The organism is Banduia mediterranea (assembly GCF_031846245.1).
GTDB classification, from domain to species: Bacteria; Pseudomonadota; Gammaproteobacteria; order Nevskiales; family Nevskiaceae; genus Banduia; species Banduia mediterranea.
Genome location: NZ_JAVRIC010000004.1, coordinates 108,020 through 122,862, shown reverse-complemented (window position 1 = coordinate 122,862; position 14,843 = coordinate 108,020). Strand labels below are relative to the sequence as shown.

9 protein-coding genes and 2 riboswitches are annotated in these 14,843 nt (G+C 65.8%); of the genes, 4 read left to right on the top strand and 5 right to left on the bottom strand.

Annotation, left to right across the window (positions count from 1 at the left end; genetic code table 11):
• The first annotated feature begins 9 nt into the window (after nt 1-9).
• Together RM530_RS04310 and cyoE are read left to right on the top strand one after the other, a co-directional pair.
• The gene (locus RM530_RS04310; protein WP_311363980.1) at nt 10-1,026 is read left to right on the top strand and encodes a COX15/CtaA family protein; all 1,017 of its coding nucleotides are present in this window, start codon (nt 10-12) and stop codon (nt 1,024-1,026) included.
• Nucleotides 1,023-1,925 carry a heme o synthase gene (gene cyoE / locus RM530_RS04305; protein WP_311363979.1) on the top strand — a complete coding sequence of 301 codons (903 nt, stop codon included), beginning with the start codon at nt 1,023-1,025 and terminating at the stop codon, nt 1,923-1,925. Before RM530_RS04310 ends, cyoE begins: the two co-directional genes overlap by 4 nt.
• Before the next feature lie 222 nt (nt 1,926-2,147).
• Here cyoE and RM530_RS04300 read toward each other — a convergent pair whose 3' ends face one another.
• From RM530_RS04300 to RM530_RS04280, 5 genes are all read right to left on the bottom strand, one after another.
• Nucleotides 2,148-2,741: a pyridoxine/pyridoxamine 5'-phosphate oxidase gene (locus tag RM530_RS04300; RefSeq protein ID WP_311363978.1), complete on the bottom strand. Its 594-nt coding sequence runs from the start codon at nt 2,739-2,741 to the stop codon at nt 2,148-2,150.
• A gap of 395 nt (nt 2,742-3,136) precedes the next feature.
• A complete protein-coding gene (locus tag RM530_RS04295) occupies nt 3,137-3,874 on the bottom strand; it encodes a SapC family protein (RefSeq protein WP_311363977.1) in 738 nt (245 codons plus the stop codon).
• Between the two features lie 2 nt (nt 3,875-3,876).
• Nucleotides 3,877-4,617: a FecR family protein gene (locus tag RM530_RS04290; RefSeq protein ID WP_311363976.1), complete on the bottom strand. Its 741-nt coding sequence runs from the start codon at nt 4,615-4,617 to the stop codon at nt 3,877-3,879.
• 23 nt (nt 4,618-4,640) lie between these two features.
• Complete coding sequence (locus tag RM530_RS04285; RefSeq protein ID WP_311363975.1) at nt 4,641-11,045, bottom strand: two-partner secretion domain-containing protein; 6,405 nt, start codon at nt 11,043-11,045, stop codon at nt 4,641-4,643.
• 10 nt (nt 11,046-11,055) lie between these two features.
• The gene (locus RM530_RS04280; protein ID WP_311363974.1) at nt 11,056-12,720 is read right to left on the bottom strand and encodes a ShlB/FhaC/HecB family hemolysin secretion/activation protein; all 1,665 of its coding nucleotides are present in this window, start codon (nt 12,718-12,720) and stop codon (nt 11,056-11,058) included.
• Between the two features lie 250 nt (nt 12,721-12,970).
• Nucleotides 12,971-13,073, top strand: a riboswitch (glycine riboswitch).
• A 38-nt stretch (nt 13,074-13,111) separates the two neighbouring features.
• A riboswitch (glycine riboswitch) is annotated at nt 13,112-13,208 on the top strand.
• A gap of 45 nt (nt 13,209-13,253) precedes the next feature.
• On the opposite strand from RM530_RS04280, the gene gcvT reads away from it, so the two are divergent.
• Complete coding sequence (gene gcvT, locus RM530_RS04275; protein ID WP_311363973.1) at nt 13,254-14,336, top strand: glycine cleavage system aminomethyltransferase GcvT; 1,083 nt, start codon at nt 13,254-13,256, stop codon at nt 14,334-14,336.
• A 106-nt stretch (nt 14,337-14,442) separates the two neighbouring features.
• Complete coding sequence (gcvH, locus tag RM530_RS04270; RefSeq protein WP_311363972.1) at nt 14,443-14,832, top strand: glycine cleavage system protein GcvH; 390 nt, start codon at nt 14,443-14,445, stop codon at nt 14,830-14,832.
• Nucleotides 14,833-14,843 lie beyond the last annotated feature (11 nt).

Sequence of the window (14,843 nt, the reverse complement as noted above, 5' to 3'; positions counted from 1 at the left end):
ACTTTAGAGATGATCTGGTTTCGCCGTATCAACAGCCTGGCCCTGCTGCTGTGCTTCTGCGTGGTGGTGTTGGGCGCCTTCGTGCGCCTTTCCGACGCCGGCCTGGGTTGCCCGGACTGGCCCGGCTGCTACGGGCACATCACCGTGCCGGACGCCGACCACGAGGTGCAGGCTGCCGAAGCGCGCTTCCCGGACCGTCCGGTCGAGGCGCACAAGGCCTGGAAGGAAATGCTCCATCGCTATTTCGCCTCCACGCTTGGCTTGCTGATCGTGGCGTTGGCGGCGATCAGCCTGTTGCGGCGCAAGCAGGGTATCCCGCGCGTGCTGCCACTGGTGCTGGTTGCGTTGGTGATATTCCAGGGCCTGCTCGGCATGTGGACCGTGACCTGGCTGCTCAAGCCGCTGGTCGTCACCGGGCACCTCATCGGCGGCATGACGACCATGGCCCTGCTGCTGTGGCTGCGTCTGTCTGTACGGCCGGGACCGGGGGCCCGGGGCCCGGGACCCGGAGATGCGCTCCCGCCGAAAGGCTTGAGGACGTTCGCGGCTGTCGCCCTGGTGGTCCTCGCCTGCCAGATCTTTCTGGGCGGCTGGACCAGCACCAACTACGCGGCGCTGGCCTGCCCCGATTTCCCGACCTGTCAGCTCAAGATGCTGCCCGAACTGGATCTCAAGGGCGCCTTCACACTCTGGCACGGACTCGGCATCAACTACGAATACGGCGTGCTCGACAACCGCCAGCGCGTCACCATCCATTTCACCCATCGCGTCGGCGCGGTGGTGGTCGCGCTGCTGTTTTCGCTGCTGTCCCTGTTTCTGCTGCTTCGCGGCAGCGGGCGCTGGCGCCGCCTCGGTGCGCTGGTACTCGCGGCGGTGCTGCTGCAACTGACGATCGGTATCGGAATCGTGATGCTGCACCTGCCCCTGGGCCTGGCGACGGCGCATAATGCCGGAGCCGCGATCCTGCTGCTGGTCACAGTGGCGCTGAACTTCTTCGCCCGGGACGCGGGCAGACAAAACCCATGAATACAGGCGCAAGCACCCTCAATCGAATCACGCCGCGCGCACGGCTGCGCGAATACTACGAGCTGTGCAAGCCGCGCGTGGTGATGCTGATCGTGTTCACCGCGGTCGTCGGCATGTTCCTGGCCACGCCCGGCATGGTGGCCCTGGATGTGCTGCTGCTCGGCACGCTCGGCATCGGTCTGATGGCCGCGGCGGCCGCGGCGGTCAATCAAATGCTGGACCGCCACGTCGATGCGCGCATGGCGCGCACCTGCGGCCGCCCGCTGGTCACCGGCACGCTGACGATGACCGAATCGGCGCTGTTCGCCACCATCATCGGCGTCGCCGGGTTCGCGATTCTGGCCAGCTGGGTCAATCCGCTGACCGCCTGGCTGACCCTGGTTACGCTGATCGGCTATGCCGGCGTCTATACGCTTTACCTGAAACGCGCCACGCCGCAGAACATCGTCATCGGCGGCGCCGCCGGCGCCGCGCCGCCGGTGCTCGGCTGGGTGGCCGTGACCGGCAGCCTGGATCCGCATTCGCTACTGCTGTTTCTGATCATTTTCGTGTGGACACCGCCGCACTTCTGGGCGCTGGCGATCGAACGCCGCGAGGAATACGCCAAGGTCGGTATTCCGATGCTGCCGGTCACGCATGGCGTGGAATACACCCGCACCCAGGTGCTGCTGTACACGCTGTTGCTGATCGGTGTGACGCTGCTGCCCTACGTCACCGGTATGTCCGGGCTGCTCTATCTCGTCGGCGCACTGCTGCTCGGCGGCGTATTCCTCTACCATGCAATCAGGCTCAAGTTCGCCCCGTACCCCGGCCTGCCGATGAAGACCTTCGGCTATTCCATCGTCTACCTGATGGCCTTGTTCACGGTGCTGCTGCTCGACCATTACGTTCGCTTCTGAGGCGGATTTTCGGGGCCGCGGACCTTCCGATCAGCCATTCTTCGCGCCCATAGACGCCAGGACTGTGGAACCGGAGGAGTCCGCGCCAGAGCGGAACGCCGCGCCACGATGACCTGGGCGCAGCGCCTCAAGCAGGTGTTCGGGATCGATATCGAGACCTGTTCTTCGCCAGCGCCAGCCAGAGCAATTCAGTCGCGATGAGCACCGACCGATCGTGGACCGTCAGGGATCCTGGCGCAAGCTAACCCATGTACCGTCGGGCTGGCGCTCGAAGGAACGGCGCGAACTCAGCCGGCCCCAGCCAGTCTCCCAGAATTCAAAATGCTCGGGGAGCAGCTTGTACCCAAGCCAGTGCTCGGGGCGGACCACTTTACTGAAGTTGAATCGTTGCTTTTCTTCGTGCAGGCGAGCCTTCATCGCTCGCTCATCGCCTGTGTGGGCGTGTTGCCGGGAGGCGTGTGCCGCAAGTCGGCTTTCACGCGGCCGATCGCGCCAGCAGGCATCAGCGGCAGCAGGATCGAGCAACTCGATCCTGCCCTCCACAATGACCTGCCGGCGCATATAGCGCCAGAAAAAGCACAGGCCGACGTAGGGGTTCCACTCGATCTGACGCCCCTTGCCACTGCGGGCATTTACGAAAAACACGATATCCTGCTCGACAATCTGCACGTATACGGTACGCACCGAGGGGCGGCCCGAGGCGGAATCGGCAGTGGCCAGCGCGGCCGCGTTCGCATCCGCATCGTCATTGGCATGTCCCTGCTGGATGATGTCGCGCAGGAGGGTGACCGGTTCGACCGTCTGAGCTTTCGTCATGACCCGACCTCCCCCAGCTTGAGCCCGATCAGCAAGCCGCAGATCAGACAGATGGCGCTCAACCACCGCGCCCAAAGCGGCGGCGGGCCATGATATCCGGAGACTGCTACCGAGCCCCTACGCTGATGTTGTTGCTTCGTCATGACTGTCCATCCCTCTCCGCTTAGCCACTGTACTTTGCGGAAGATCCAAAAAAATTGTTCCAGGTCAATTTCCTGATTCATGAGGGACGTCGAAAAACACAGCTTTCGGCCCAGCTGAATGCGAACGCGTCGGCACTCGAAGCCACCCGGCGTCCGGCAGTCCGCGGCCCCCCGCAGCGAGGGTTGTTCGACGAGACGGGCTAGGTGGGACGGCAGACTTTAGTCGTTTCGCCGGCCCGGCAAGCCAGTGCTTCAGGCTCGTGCCGTGCCTGTCGAAGCCGCGTCCATGAGTCGCGCGAAGTTCTCCAACGAGATCAGGTGCGCGTGTGCGGCGCGCAGCCAGTGCCGAGTCTGCCAGTCATGCAGGGTTTCGGGCGACAGCTTGTTCAGCCGGTTTTCGTCGATGCGATGCAGGCCCGAGACCCGCATCGGCTCGCCGGAACGCGGCCGTGCCAGTGCGTCGAACGGCACCAGCAGGTCGAGCGCGCGCAAGGCTTCGCTCCAGGCTTGGGTCGCACGGCGCGACTGTTCCGCCGCGTCGAGCAATTTCTCCCAGGAAGCCCAGTGCGCTGTCGGTTGGCCCGTGGTGTCGAACAGCGGCGGGGCGGTGGCGCTTAGGCGATCCGCCTGTACGGCCACCAGCGTTCGCGGTGCCGCGTCAGAATCGCCGGTGGCGATCTCGGCCAGGCACAAGGGATGCAGTCGGATGCCGGCTGGAACGTAGGCGCCCGGACGCCAGTGTCCCGATTCTTCCACGAACAGGTTTTGGCCGGCACGCAGTCCCAGTACGGCGACGGCGTCATAGCGTTCGCCACGACGGACGAAGGCCAGCGGATAGTCGAGCGCCGCGCGGGAGAATTCGACGAGACCGATGGCGACCGCCGTCAGCGCCGCGGTCCAGCGATGGTCGCTGGCCGTGACCAGGCCCAGGCCGGCGTGAGCCTGACGGTCCAGGGCGACGAGGTCTCCGTATCCTGGGGGGGCTGGCAATCTCACTCGACGCAGCTTTCCGGATTCGGAATCGGGTCCACGCTCAGGAAGCGCGGCTGCCGGCTCAGCAGCACGATACGCCCGTCGGCGAGGACGATCGCGTATTCGTCGGCGCCGAGTTCCTGGGTTTCGCCCTGCGGCGTGGTCAGCACGATGCGGCCCTCGATCACCCCGAAAATCGAGGCGCCTGCGGTATTGGCGCCTTCCGGCAGATCGCTGCGGACCACCGGGTCGGCCTGGCAGGCCAGATCGCACAGCACGGCAAGGTAGTCGGTGCCGCGAATGCCGATCGTCGCCACCGGGGTGACGGCTGCGTAGTCGTTGCGATCGCTCTTGCCGATCAGACCGGTGACGGCGCGAAACCCGCCCTTGAGCAGGCGGAAGAAGGCGCGGCCGGTGCTGGCTTGCGGTGTTGCACTGCTGGGCGACGCGGCCTCCGCCGGGGCGGGGGCATCGCCATCGTAGCGATACTCGCTGATCTCGAAGCGGCTGTTGGGCCGCAGCGTCACCAGACCGCCGTCGTGGAACTTGATATTGAGGAAGCTGTTGGTGCCGGTGTTGACGAGGTCTCCGGCGAACACCGGATCACCCTTGGCCAGGGCGCGCACATTGCCGTCCGGCGACAGGGCCGTGCCGCGCCCCACCAGCATGGTGAGGTTGCCGGCGTCTGCCGCGGCGGCGAACGACGGCAAGGCCGCGAGAATCAGCGTGGCTCCAAACAGGACACGGCGTAGCAAGCTCATGGTGTTTCCTTTCGAGCCCGTCATCATTCGCACTCCGCGTCTTCGCCGCCGGCGGTTTCGTCGATCAGGTCATCCTCATCGTCGGCGCTCGCCACGCTGACCAGCACGCCGCCTTCTCCCGGCAGCGAATCTCCTTCGGGATCGGGTGGCACGGCGCTGTTGATGCCCGGGTCTGCGTCCGGCTCCTGCTCAGGTACATCGAGCACCGTGCCGCCCAGGACGACGACCTGGCCATTGGTCGGGATTTTCTGCGTTGTGCCCGAGATCGTGCCGGAGGTCAGGAAGACGAAGTTGCTGTCGTGCCCGGCAAGATCGAGCGCGGCGCTGTCGCCAACCACGATATTGCCCGCGTAGGTGCTGCTGCCGAATGCCAGGGTGGTGCCGGGGAACACGGTGACGTGCTGGTCGACCGTGAAGTTGATGTCCTGCGTGGTCGAGGCGAGGTTTTCGATGCCCAGCGACAGCGCATCGTCGTAGGGCCGGAACTGCACGAACAGATCGGTCGGGGCCGCGATGTTGCCGGAGAAGCGCACCGAGTTGGTATGCAGGTAGAGATGATCGCCGGCCATGCTCAGTCCACCGAGACCGATTGCGCCGCCGGCGGTGAACGCCGCGTTGGGGTTCGGCGACGTGGGACGCAGCGCGACCGGCAGCCGCGCGATCAACGTGTCATCGCCGGCGAACGGAGAGTCACCGGTACCGACCGTGAGCTGCGCTTCGACCAGTTCGATGCGGTCACCGGCGACCACGCCGAGCCCGCCGGCATCGATCGTGGTCCCTTCGCCGCTGGCGACGACATCGCCGCCGGCGCGGATCGCCACGCTGTCGGTGTTCAGCGAGCTGCTGACCAGTGAGACATCGCCTTCATCCGCCGTGAGTTCGAGCTGATCGACCGTGATCGAACTGCCGCTGAGGCTCAGCGTGTTGCCGGCGCGCAGCGCGGCGCTGCCGGCGTTGACGTTTACCGAGTCGAGCGTCAGCTGGTTCGCAGCGAGCAGACCGATTGTTTCGGCATTGAGGCTCGAATCCTGGCTGACAATATTCACCGCTGAAACGTCGAGACTGTCGGCATCGACACTGCCGAAGCGAGCGTTGCCGTTGGCGAGTTCGATGCTCAGCGCCTGCGCGGATACGTCGCCTAGCGTGACATCGGCATTTGTATAATTGAAGCCGAGTACGCCGCCATAGGAAATGTCGCCGATCAGGGTTTGCGTGCCGGTTGCATCGCCTGCGGTCAGCATCAGGCTTTCGCTGACATCCAGGTCACCGAGCGTGAGGTTGCCGGCAGCGTCCGCGGCCAGCGCACTCACGTCGAGGTTGCCGGCGCTGATGCTGCCGGCATCGGCCGTCAGCGATAGCGCGGCACCCTCGAAGCTACCGAAGGCGAGGTCGCCGCTGAACTGACGCAGCGCGAGATCAGTCGTCGCCAGCGAGGTTTCCCCGAGGCCGAGGCTGTCGCCGCTGAGATTGATGCTGCCAGCCGTCAACTGGCTGCCATCGAGCGCAAGCACGCCGCCGGCACTCATGGCGATTTGTTCGGCGTTGATGCTGCTGCCGAGACTGCTGATGCCGGCTGCGCTGATATCGACGCTGTCGGCGTCGACATTGCCAAAGTGGGCGTCGCCATTGCCGAGTTCGAGGCTCAGCGCCTGCGCGGATACGTCGCCCAGCGTGACATCGGCATTGGCGTAGTTGAAGTCGAGTGCGCCGCCGTAGGCGATGTCGCCGACCAGGATCTGGGTGCCGACGGTATCGCTGGCGGCCAGACTGAGCGCTTCGTTGATGGTCAGATTGCCCAGGGTGAGGTTGTTGGCGCTGCTCACCGCCAAGCTGTCTGTATCGATGTTGCCGGCGCTGATGCTGCCGCCGTCGGCGGTCAGCGATAGCGCGGCACCCTCGAAGCTACCGAAGGCGAGGTCGCCGCTGAACTGACGCAGCGCGAGATCAGTGCTTGCCAGGGTGGTGTCGCCGAGGCCGAGGCTGTCACCGCTGAGATTGATGCTGCCAGCCGTCAACTGGCTGCCATCGAGCGCAAGCACGCCGTCGGCACTCATGGTGATCTGTTCGGCGTCGATGCTGCTGCCGAGACTGCTGATGCCGGCTGCGCTGATATCGACGCTATCGGCGTCGACGCTGCCGAAGCTCGCGTCGCCTTCGGTCAGCGCCAAAATCAGTGACTGCGTGTTCACGTCGTCAAGCGACACGCTGGTGTTGCTGTATTCGAAGCTCAGCGGACCGTCATAGTCGATGTCACCGATGGCGATCTGCGTGCCGGCGGCGTCGCCGGCCGTCAGCGCTAGGCTCTCAGCGATCAGCAGGTCGCCGAGCGAGACATTGCCGGCGGCCGCGACCGTCAGCGCATCCACGGCGATGTTACCGGCCGTGACGCTGCCGTTGTCGGATATCAGCGATAGCAGCTCGCCCTCGAAATCGCCGTAGCTGAGATCGTCGAGGACTTCATGCAGCGAAAGGCGCGCGGTCGACAGACTGGCTTGCGATAGGTCGAGTTCGCCACTGAGGGCGATACTGTTGGCGGTCAGCATGGTATTGCCGAGGTCGAGTCGGCTCTCGGCGGCCAGTGTGGTGTCGCCGTCGACGGTGAGGCTGGCGCCATGACCATTGAGGTCGACGGTCGATCCGCTCAGCTCCAATCCGTCCAGCGCGCTGTCGTCGAAGAACTGCATCGTCACCGCGCCGTCGGCCGCGATGTTCAGCGGCAGCAGCGAGATGTTCGAGCGTGCTGGCGCCGCACTGCCGCCGGAGACCTGGATATTGGCGCCGGCGCCCAGCGGAGAGGACGGCAGGTACTCGATCGGAATCGAACCGTCGATCAGGCCGGCGCTGCTGATGCTGACGTCGCCGCTGCTGTTGAAGCTGCCGCCGAGATGGACATTGCCCAGCGCATCGACGCTGACGGCACCTGTTGCGAGCGGGCCGTCCGTATCGATCTGCAGACTGGCGTCGCCGATGATCAGCGAAACCGGCTCCGCGAGCACGGTCGGGTCATTGGTTTCGACCAGACCGTTCTGGGCCGTCACCGACAGCGCGCCGGTGCTGGCACTGCCCGAGACCACGACCAGTGCGGCCTGACCGGCACCGCTGACCGAAATGTCGCCGGACGCGAAACTCAGTGGCGGACCGCCGGCCTCGTCGCCGACGGCGAAGCTGTTGAGGCCGCCGAGCAGCCGCGTCTGCGTGTCGCCGATGCTCGGGGCGGTTTCGTCCAGCGCCACGAAGCTGGCCGTGTCGGCGTAGTCGTTCGCGAGTTCGCCGAGCCCGCCGGCCACGGTGATGTCACCCACGCTCCAGTGCTGGCCGCCGTCAAACTGGATGTAGGCGTTGCCGCCGCTGGCCGATACGTCACCCAGCATGGCGTCGCCATCACGCAGGCCCAGGTAGATGCCCGATATGGCGTGGCGCGCCGGACTTTCCCCGTCGGTTCCGCTCACGCTGCGCGTGACTTCGTAGTCCGCTCCGTCGATCGTGCGGGTTTCGCGCCAGCTGCCGCTGAGGTGTCCGAGTGTTGCGTCGGTGCTCGTTGTCCCACCGACACTGAGTCCGTCGGTTTGCACCTGGGTCAGCGCGATGCCCTGACCGCTCACCTGAAGATTGCCGCCGATGCTGACGGCGTCGGCGAAGTCGCTGTCTTCCAGTACGCCGTTCTCCAGCGTGGTGCCGGCGATCAGGACACCGGCGCCGCCCCACTCGGTGCGACCCTCGAACAGTACCGGCGGCAGCAGCAGTGGTGATACCGGGCTGCCGGCGAGACCGTCCTCGTCGAGCAGGCGCGTGGCGTCGCCGTCGACGACATAGCCGCTGGCGAGGACCGAAAGCTCGCCGCCGATGCTGATGTCGTCAGTGGACGCCAGCGTGATGCCGGCGGTCGGGCCGTCGAGCATCAGATCGCCGGTCACGGAGATGCCGTCGCTGAGCGCGGTGAGACGCACACCGACACCGGAGAACGTCGAATCCACCAGGATTTCGCCATCCTCGATTTCGCGTTGCCAGGCGCTGCCCTCGCTGCCGGCCGCACGCGCGCTTGCGTGGAAATCGCCTTCGATGTCGATGCGCCTGCCGGAAATGGCGACGCCGGCTTCCGGACCGACCAGGGATACGTTGCCGAGTCCGATTCCAGAGGCTTCGCCGCCGAAGATCTGAAGATAAGCCACCCCGTAGTGTTCCTCGCCGCCGTAAGCGTCGCCGAACTCCGAGTACACGGCGGCGGCCGTATCAATGGCGATGTCGCCGGTGCTGACGTCACCGAGGCTGTCGATATACAGCCCGCTATCGCCGAAGCCCGCGATCGAGGTATCGCCTGCGATGGTCACGGTGCTGCCTTCGATCTGAGCGGTGGCGCGACCTTCAAGGCTGCCGTACGAGTAGCCGTCGCCGACGAATTCATCGATGACCGCCTCGGCGCTGAGCGAGAGGTTTCCGTTCACGGTCACGGCGTCCGCGGCACTCAGATGGATCTGTGCGCCATCGGTGTAGTAGTCCTCATAGCTATCGCCAGCCGACACGGCGGACGCGCTGACGGCTGCGGCCGGAATGTAACCGCCACCGCCGTTCGGGCCGGCGTGAACGGATATGTCCCCGGTGCTCAGGCTGCCACCGGCGAAGGCGCTGAGGTAGGCGGGCCCGCCGCCGTCGACCGCGATGTCTCCGACCGCGATCGATCCTTCGCTGGCATACAGGCTGAGCTCGGTACGGCCATAGCCATCGTTGTATGAATCGTCGGCGCCGAGGCTCAGATTGCCTGCCGTCAGGTCGCCGGCCGTGGTGTCCATGTAGATTGAACCCTGCGCCACGACGTTGCCAGTGACGATGCCGCTGCCGGCGTACACGGTCGCGGCGCCATCGCTGGTGATATCGCCCGCGATGATGTTGCCGCCCGCAGCCAATTCGATGCCGGCACCGCTGAGTTCGCCGAAGCCGCTGATCGAGCCGCTGCTCTCGCCGGCATAGATCGAAATGCCGCCATCCATCAGAAAGGCGTTGAGGGAACCGTCGGCGACCTGGATGTCTCCCGCGTCACCGCGATAGTAGATGCCGTCCACACTGCCGATGCCGATCAGCAGATTGCCGCCGCTGCCTTGTCCGTTGCGTCCGTCGAAGTGGCCGTCGGCGGTGGCGTAGAAGGAAATCAGGTCCTGCGCGACCAGGTCCACGTCCGCGCCCTGGACCAGCACGTCTTCTAGCAGTTCGTAGCAGTAGTCGAACTCGCAGCCCTGGCCGCCGCTGGCGCCGATGCTGATTTCGCTGGGATCGATCAGCAGTCGCCCGCCCAGGCCGATCTGCTGGCTGCCGCGAATCGTGATGCCGTGATGACCGGACAGTTCGACCAGGCCGCCGGTAGTGCCACCGCGCACGTCCAGCCGCGCGCTGCCGGCGCTGTAGAGATCGCCGTCGGCGATCGTGCGGATTTCGCCGCCCGTGCCGTTGGTGCCACCGCGTGCGACGGTGCGTGAACCGGCTGCCAGCTCGATGTCCCCATCGGTGCGCAGGTGAATGCTGCCGGCGCTAGCGCTGCCGGTCGCCGAGGCGTCCAGGGTGCCGGACTGCGAAATGTTGCCGCCGCTGGCGGACAGCAGGATCGAACCGTCGGCGCCTGCCTCGATCGACTGCGCGCGGACCAGGCCTTCGTTGTTGACCACGGTGCCGAGAAGACCGCGCGCGACCGCCGCGGTCATCAGCACGCTGCCGCCGTCGGCGGTGATGCGACCGAGATTCTCCACGCCGGCCAGCTCCGAGACCGTCGCCGCATCGACCGAAAAGCCGACCAGGCCGTCACCGCTCAGGTCCAGTGTCATCGCGCTGCCGGAGGCCAGCACCACTTCGCCGAGCCGGGCCTGGATCAGGCCGGCATTTCCAACATGGTCGCCGGCCAGCACCACGAAGCCGTTGTCGCCCGCGTGAATCGAGCCGGCATTGGCCACCTCGCCGTCGCCGCCTTCGGTGAAGACGTAGCGGCCGGCCATGAAATCTTCGTCCGAGATGCTCATGGTGGTGGCCACCAGGCCCCCCACGTTCAGCTCTGCGCCCGGCGCGAACAGCACGCCGGACGGGTTGACCAGAAACACGCGCCCGTTCGCCAGCAGGTGTCCGAAGATTTCGGACGGCGTGCCGCCGAGCACCCGGTTCAACGCCACCGAGGACGAGGACGGCTGGTTGAAGACCACGTACTCCTCGCTGCCGATCGAGAAGGTCTGCCAGTTGATCACGGCCGAATGCGTGGACTGGTCGATCGTGGTGGTGGTGCCGTTGGGCGTGTTGATCCCGGCATGTCCGCCGACCACCTGGCCGCCGCTCGGGCCCGCCATTGCCAGCGACGGAACGGCCAGACTGGCGGCGCCGAGCCAGGCGCCGCGCTGGCGCAGTGCGCGCGCGATCGGGGTCAGGGACAGACGCGGAAAATTGGCTGAAACCATGGCTCGGACCTCAGAAGCGATAGGAGACGGTGCCGTAGAGGCGGCCGTCGTCGTTTCCGTCGCTGATCGTGTCGCGGCGGTCACCGAAGGGGAAAGCCAGATCCAGGCGCAGCCCGAAACCGGCCGGCAGGCTCAGGTCGCCGCCGATGCCGATACTGGCGATCGAGACCTTCGAATCCGTGCCGTCCGGCGCGTCGATCACATAGACGCTGCCGGCGTCGACAAAGACGCGGCCGTCCAGCGTGACCGGCCCGAAGCCGAAGCTGCGGTTCAGGCCGAGCGTCGCCATGTATCCGCGATCGCCGCGCACTTCCGCGGCTGGGTAGCCGCGTACGCTGTTGGGGCCGCCCAGCGAAAACTGCTCGGTGTCGACCAGCGGGTCGGGCGACCACACCGCGGCCGCCCTCGTATATACGAAGATTTCCCGCCAAAGTGGACTCAGCTGTTGCAGATCGACTTCGGCGCGCAGCTTCTGTTCGGTACCGACGCTGTCCGGCGCGCTCAGATCCTCACGCGACTGCGAGCCGAAATCGCTCGAAAGATTGCCGCTGAGCTGGATCACCGAGCGGTTCGTGAACGCGCGGCTGTAGCTCGCGCCGAAGTCCAGCAGGGTGATGCGCGTACCGCGTTCCACGAGGCCGAACTGGTCGGTGTCGGCCACCGTGCGGCGCACCGCCGGTGACAGCACCAGGCGCTCGTTGCGCGTGATGATCAGCGGCCAGTTCAGGGCTACGCGGCCGTCGCGGTTGGTGCCTTCGACCAGGCCTTCGAACGGACCGTCGCCGACCTCGAAGTCGGATTGGCCGTAGGACACCGCCAGGCGCGGCCCGCGGAAGTTGAGCGGAACGGAATATTCTACGAAGCCGTAGCGCAGCAGTGCATCCTCGGACTGCAGGTAGAGCAGGCGCAACTGATCTTCGGTGCGGGTCGGATTGTTGAGCTCCAGATTCACGGTGGCGCGGTATTCGCCGATGCTGTCGCGGCCGTGGTTGTCGAGGAAGACGCCGCCGCGAACCGGCGTTTCCTCGGCACGCAGCACGATGTCGCTGCTGCCGTAGGCCTGACCCGGTTCGACCACGGCGCGCGCGGACAGGCCCGGCAGCTCATTGAGTTGGCGCAGCCCCCGCTCCAGATCCTCGGTGCGATACAGCTCGCCGGGATGGACCTCGTCCAGATAGTGACGCAGATGGGCTTCCTGATAGCGCGTGGTGCCTTCGGCGCGGACGCGGCCGACCCGACCCTCGATGACTTCGAACACCACCTCACCGCGATCCACGCGCTGTGCCGGAATCGCCACCGTGGTCAGCGTGTAGCCCTGGCCGATGTAGTGCGCGGCGATGCGATCAGCCGCTTCGTAGAGGTCGTAGAGCGTTACCGGCCGCGCCCGGTAGTCGGCGATCAGGGCGTCCAGCGTGGCCTCGTCGTAGGCGGTATTGCCTTCGAAGACGAAGCGTTCCACGGTGATCTCGCGGCCACCGGCCGGCACTTCGGCGCGAGGTTGCGGTGCTGGCGTGTCCACTGCGGCGGGTGGTAGCGGCTCGATTCTGGGTGCGGGCTTGAGCGTATCGGTCACGCTGCCCGGCGTGGGGGGCGTCTGCTGCGCGAGGCTGATGACCGGTGAAAGCAGAATCAGCGCGGCGAGCATGCGGCTCGCTGCGAACGGGTGTACTGACATTGTCTCGTTGTCTCCCCAGGTGCCGGACGCCGGCGCTTTGCCCGCTTCGCACGCGACCGGCTGCCGGGACCATTTTCCGCTTGCATCGGCAGTCACTCGCGATTCGCGAACCGCGTGGCGTCAGATTGTGCGCGCCGTACCGGTCGAGGAAAATCCCCTGCTTGGGGGAGTCTGACCGCGGTTCCGGGCGGTTCCGTGACACCGCTCTCGCTTTCGGGAGCGTGCCAGACCGGTTACCATGCCGGTCGATCAAAGGTGTTTGGGAGAGACCGCGAACCGGCCGAGGCCGCGCCGCGGCGCCGAAGGCGCAAATCCGCCCGGAATCGCTCAGGCAAAAGGACCAGACACTTTCCGATCCGCGATGCACGGGGGATGGTTGCGTCGCGGGCTGGTGATCGACTCTGGAGAGCGACCGAACAGGTCCACCGAAGGGGTAAGGTGACGCACTCGTCGCCTGAACTCTCAGGTTCCCGGACAGAGGGGCGGCGAGACATTGCTCGTTTTCGCCCACTGCTGTGCCCGACGGAACCTTCATGCTCAAGACCACCGCACTGCACGCCCAGCATCAGGCTCTCGGCGCCAGGCTCGTCGACTTCGCCGGTTGGGACATGCCGATTCACTACGGTTCCCAACTCGAAGAGCATCACGCGGTGCGCGCCGATGCCGGAATGTTCGATGTGGCCCACATGTCCGCCGTGGATCTGCACGGGCCACGCACCCGTGAGTTCCTGAGCCGGCTGCTGGCCAATGACGTCGCCAAGCTGCAAATTGTCGGCAAGGCCTTGTACAGCTGTCTGCTGCACGAAGATGGCGGCATTCTCGATGACCTGATCTGCTACTTCCTGGCCGAGGACCGCTTCCGCCTGGTGGTCAACGCCGGCACCACCGACAAGGACCTGGCCTGGATTCGAAGCCATGCGGCCGCGTTCGGTGTCGAGGTCCGACATCGGCAGGATCTGGGCATTCTGGCCGTGCAGGGTCCGAACGCGCGCGCCAAGGCGGATCGGCTGATGCCCGAAGCCTTGCAGCCGTCCGTCGCAGAACTCAGGCCGTTCCAGGCTGCCTGGGATGAAAGCTGGTTCGTCGCCCGCACCGGCTACACCGGCGAAGACGGTTACGAGCTGATCCTGCCGCACGACTTGCTGGTCGAGGTCTGGGAAGCGCTGGCGATGTCCGGCGTGCGTCCCTGCGGGCTCGGCGCGCGCGACACCCTGCGACTCGAAGCCGGCATGAATCTCTACGGGCAGGACATGGACGAATCGGTGAACCCGCTGGAATGCGGACTCGCCTGGACGGTCGCCTGGGAACCGGCGGAACGTGATTTCATCGGCCGGGGCGCGATCGAACCGCTGCGCGGCAAGGCGCCGCGCAAGATGATCGGCGTCGTGCTGGAAGGGCGCGGCGTGCTGCGCGGACACATGAAAGTGCGGTTCGGCAACGGCGCCGCCGGCGAACTCAGCTCCGGCGGCTTCGCGCCCAGCCTCAAGCTGTCGATCGGCCTGGCGCGCGTGCCGCGCGAAGCCGAGGGTGACTGCGAGGTCGAAATCCGCGGCCAGTGGCATCCGCTGCGCGTGGTCAAGCCGAACTTCGTGCGCCACGGGCAGTCGCAGCTTTGAGCGCCGACCGCTTCGGCATGCAATTCGCAGGAGTCCCGCACTACCGTGTGGCTCCATGACCTGCTGCACCTGAACCCCAAATCGACATTCAAGAGGAGTTGGTGAGATGAGCAATATTCCAGAGGATCTGCGGTACGTCGCATCGCACGAGTGGGTCAAGCCACTGGACGACGGCAGCGTGCTGATCGGCATCACCGACCACGCGCAGGAAGCGCTGGGTGACCTGGTATTCGTGGAACTGCCGGAGGTCGGCCGCGTGCTGGCCGCCGAGGAAGCCTGCGGTGTGGTCGAATCGGTCAAGGCTGCGTCGGACGTTTACGCGCCCCTGTCCGGCGAAGTGGTCGAGATCAACGAAAACCTCGCCGACGCCCCGGAAATTCTCAATCAGGATCCGTACGGTGAAGGCTGGATGTACAAGCTCAAGCCCGACAACATCGATCAGGTCGACGATCTGCTGGATGCGGATGGCTACGAGCAGGTGCTGTCGGAGGACTGAGCGCTGTTGCT

What these genes read in the sequence shown, in the direction of transcription:
- gcvT (WP_311363973.1), top strand. Translation starts at nt 13,254, where the DNA reads ATGCTCAAGACCACCGCACTGCACGCCCAGCATCAGGCTCTCGGCGCC.
- RM530_RS04300 (WP_311363978.1), bottom strand. Translation starts at nt 2,741, where the DNA reads ATGACGAAAGCTCAGACGGTCGAACCGGTCACCCTCCTGCGCGACATC.
- RM530_RS04310 (WP_311363980.1), top strand. Translation starts at nt 10, where the DNA reads ATGATCTGGTTTCGCCGTATCAACAGCCTGGCCCTGCTGCTGTGCTTC.
- gcvH (WP_311363972.1), top strand. Translation starts at nt 14,443, where the DNA reads ATGAGCAATATTCCAGAGGATCTGCGGTACGTCGCATCGCACGAGTGG.
- RM530_RS04290 (WP_311363976.1), bottom strand. Translation starts at nt 4,617, where the DNA reads ATGAGCTTGCTACGCCGTGTCCTGTTTGGAGCCACGCTGATTCTCGCG.
- cyoE (WP_311363979.1), top strand. Translation starts at nt 1,023, where the DNA reads ATGAATACAGGCGCAAGCACCCTCAATCGAATCACGCCGCGCGCACGG.
- RM530_RS04280 (WP_311363974.1), bottom strand. Translation starts at nt 12,720, where the DNA reads ATGTCAGTACACCCGTTCGCAGCGAGCCGCATGCTCGCCGCGCTGATT.
- RM530_RS04285 (WP_311363975.1), bottom strand. Translation starts at nt 11,045, where the DNA reads ATGGTTTCAGCCAATTTTCCGCGTCTGTCCCTGACCCCGATCGCGCGC.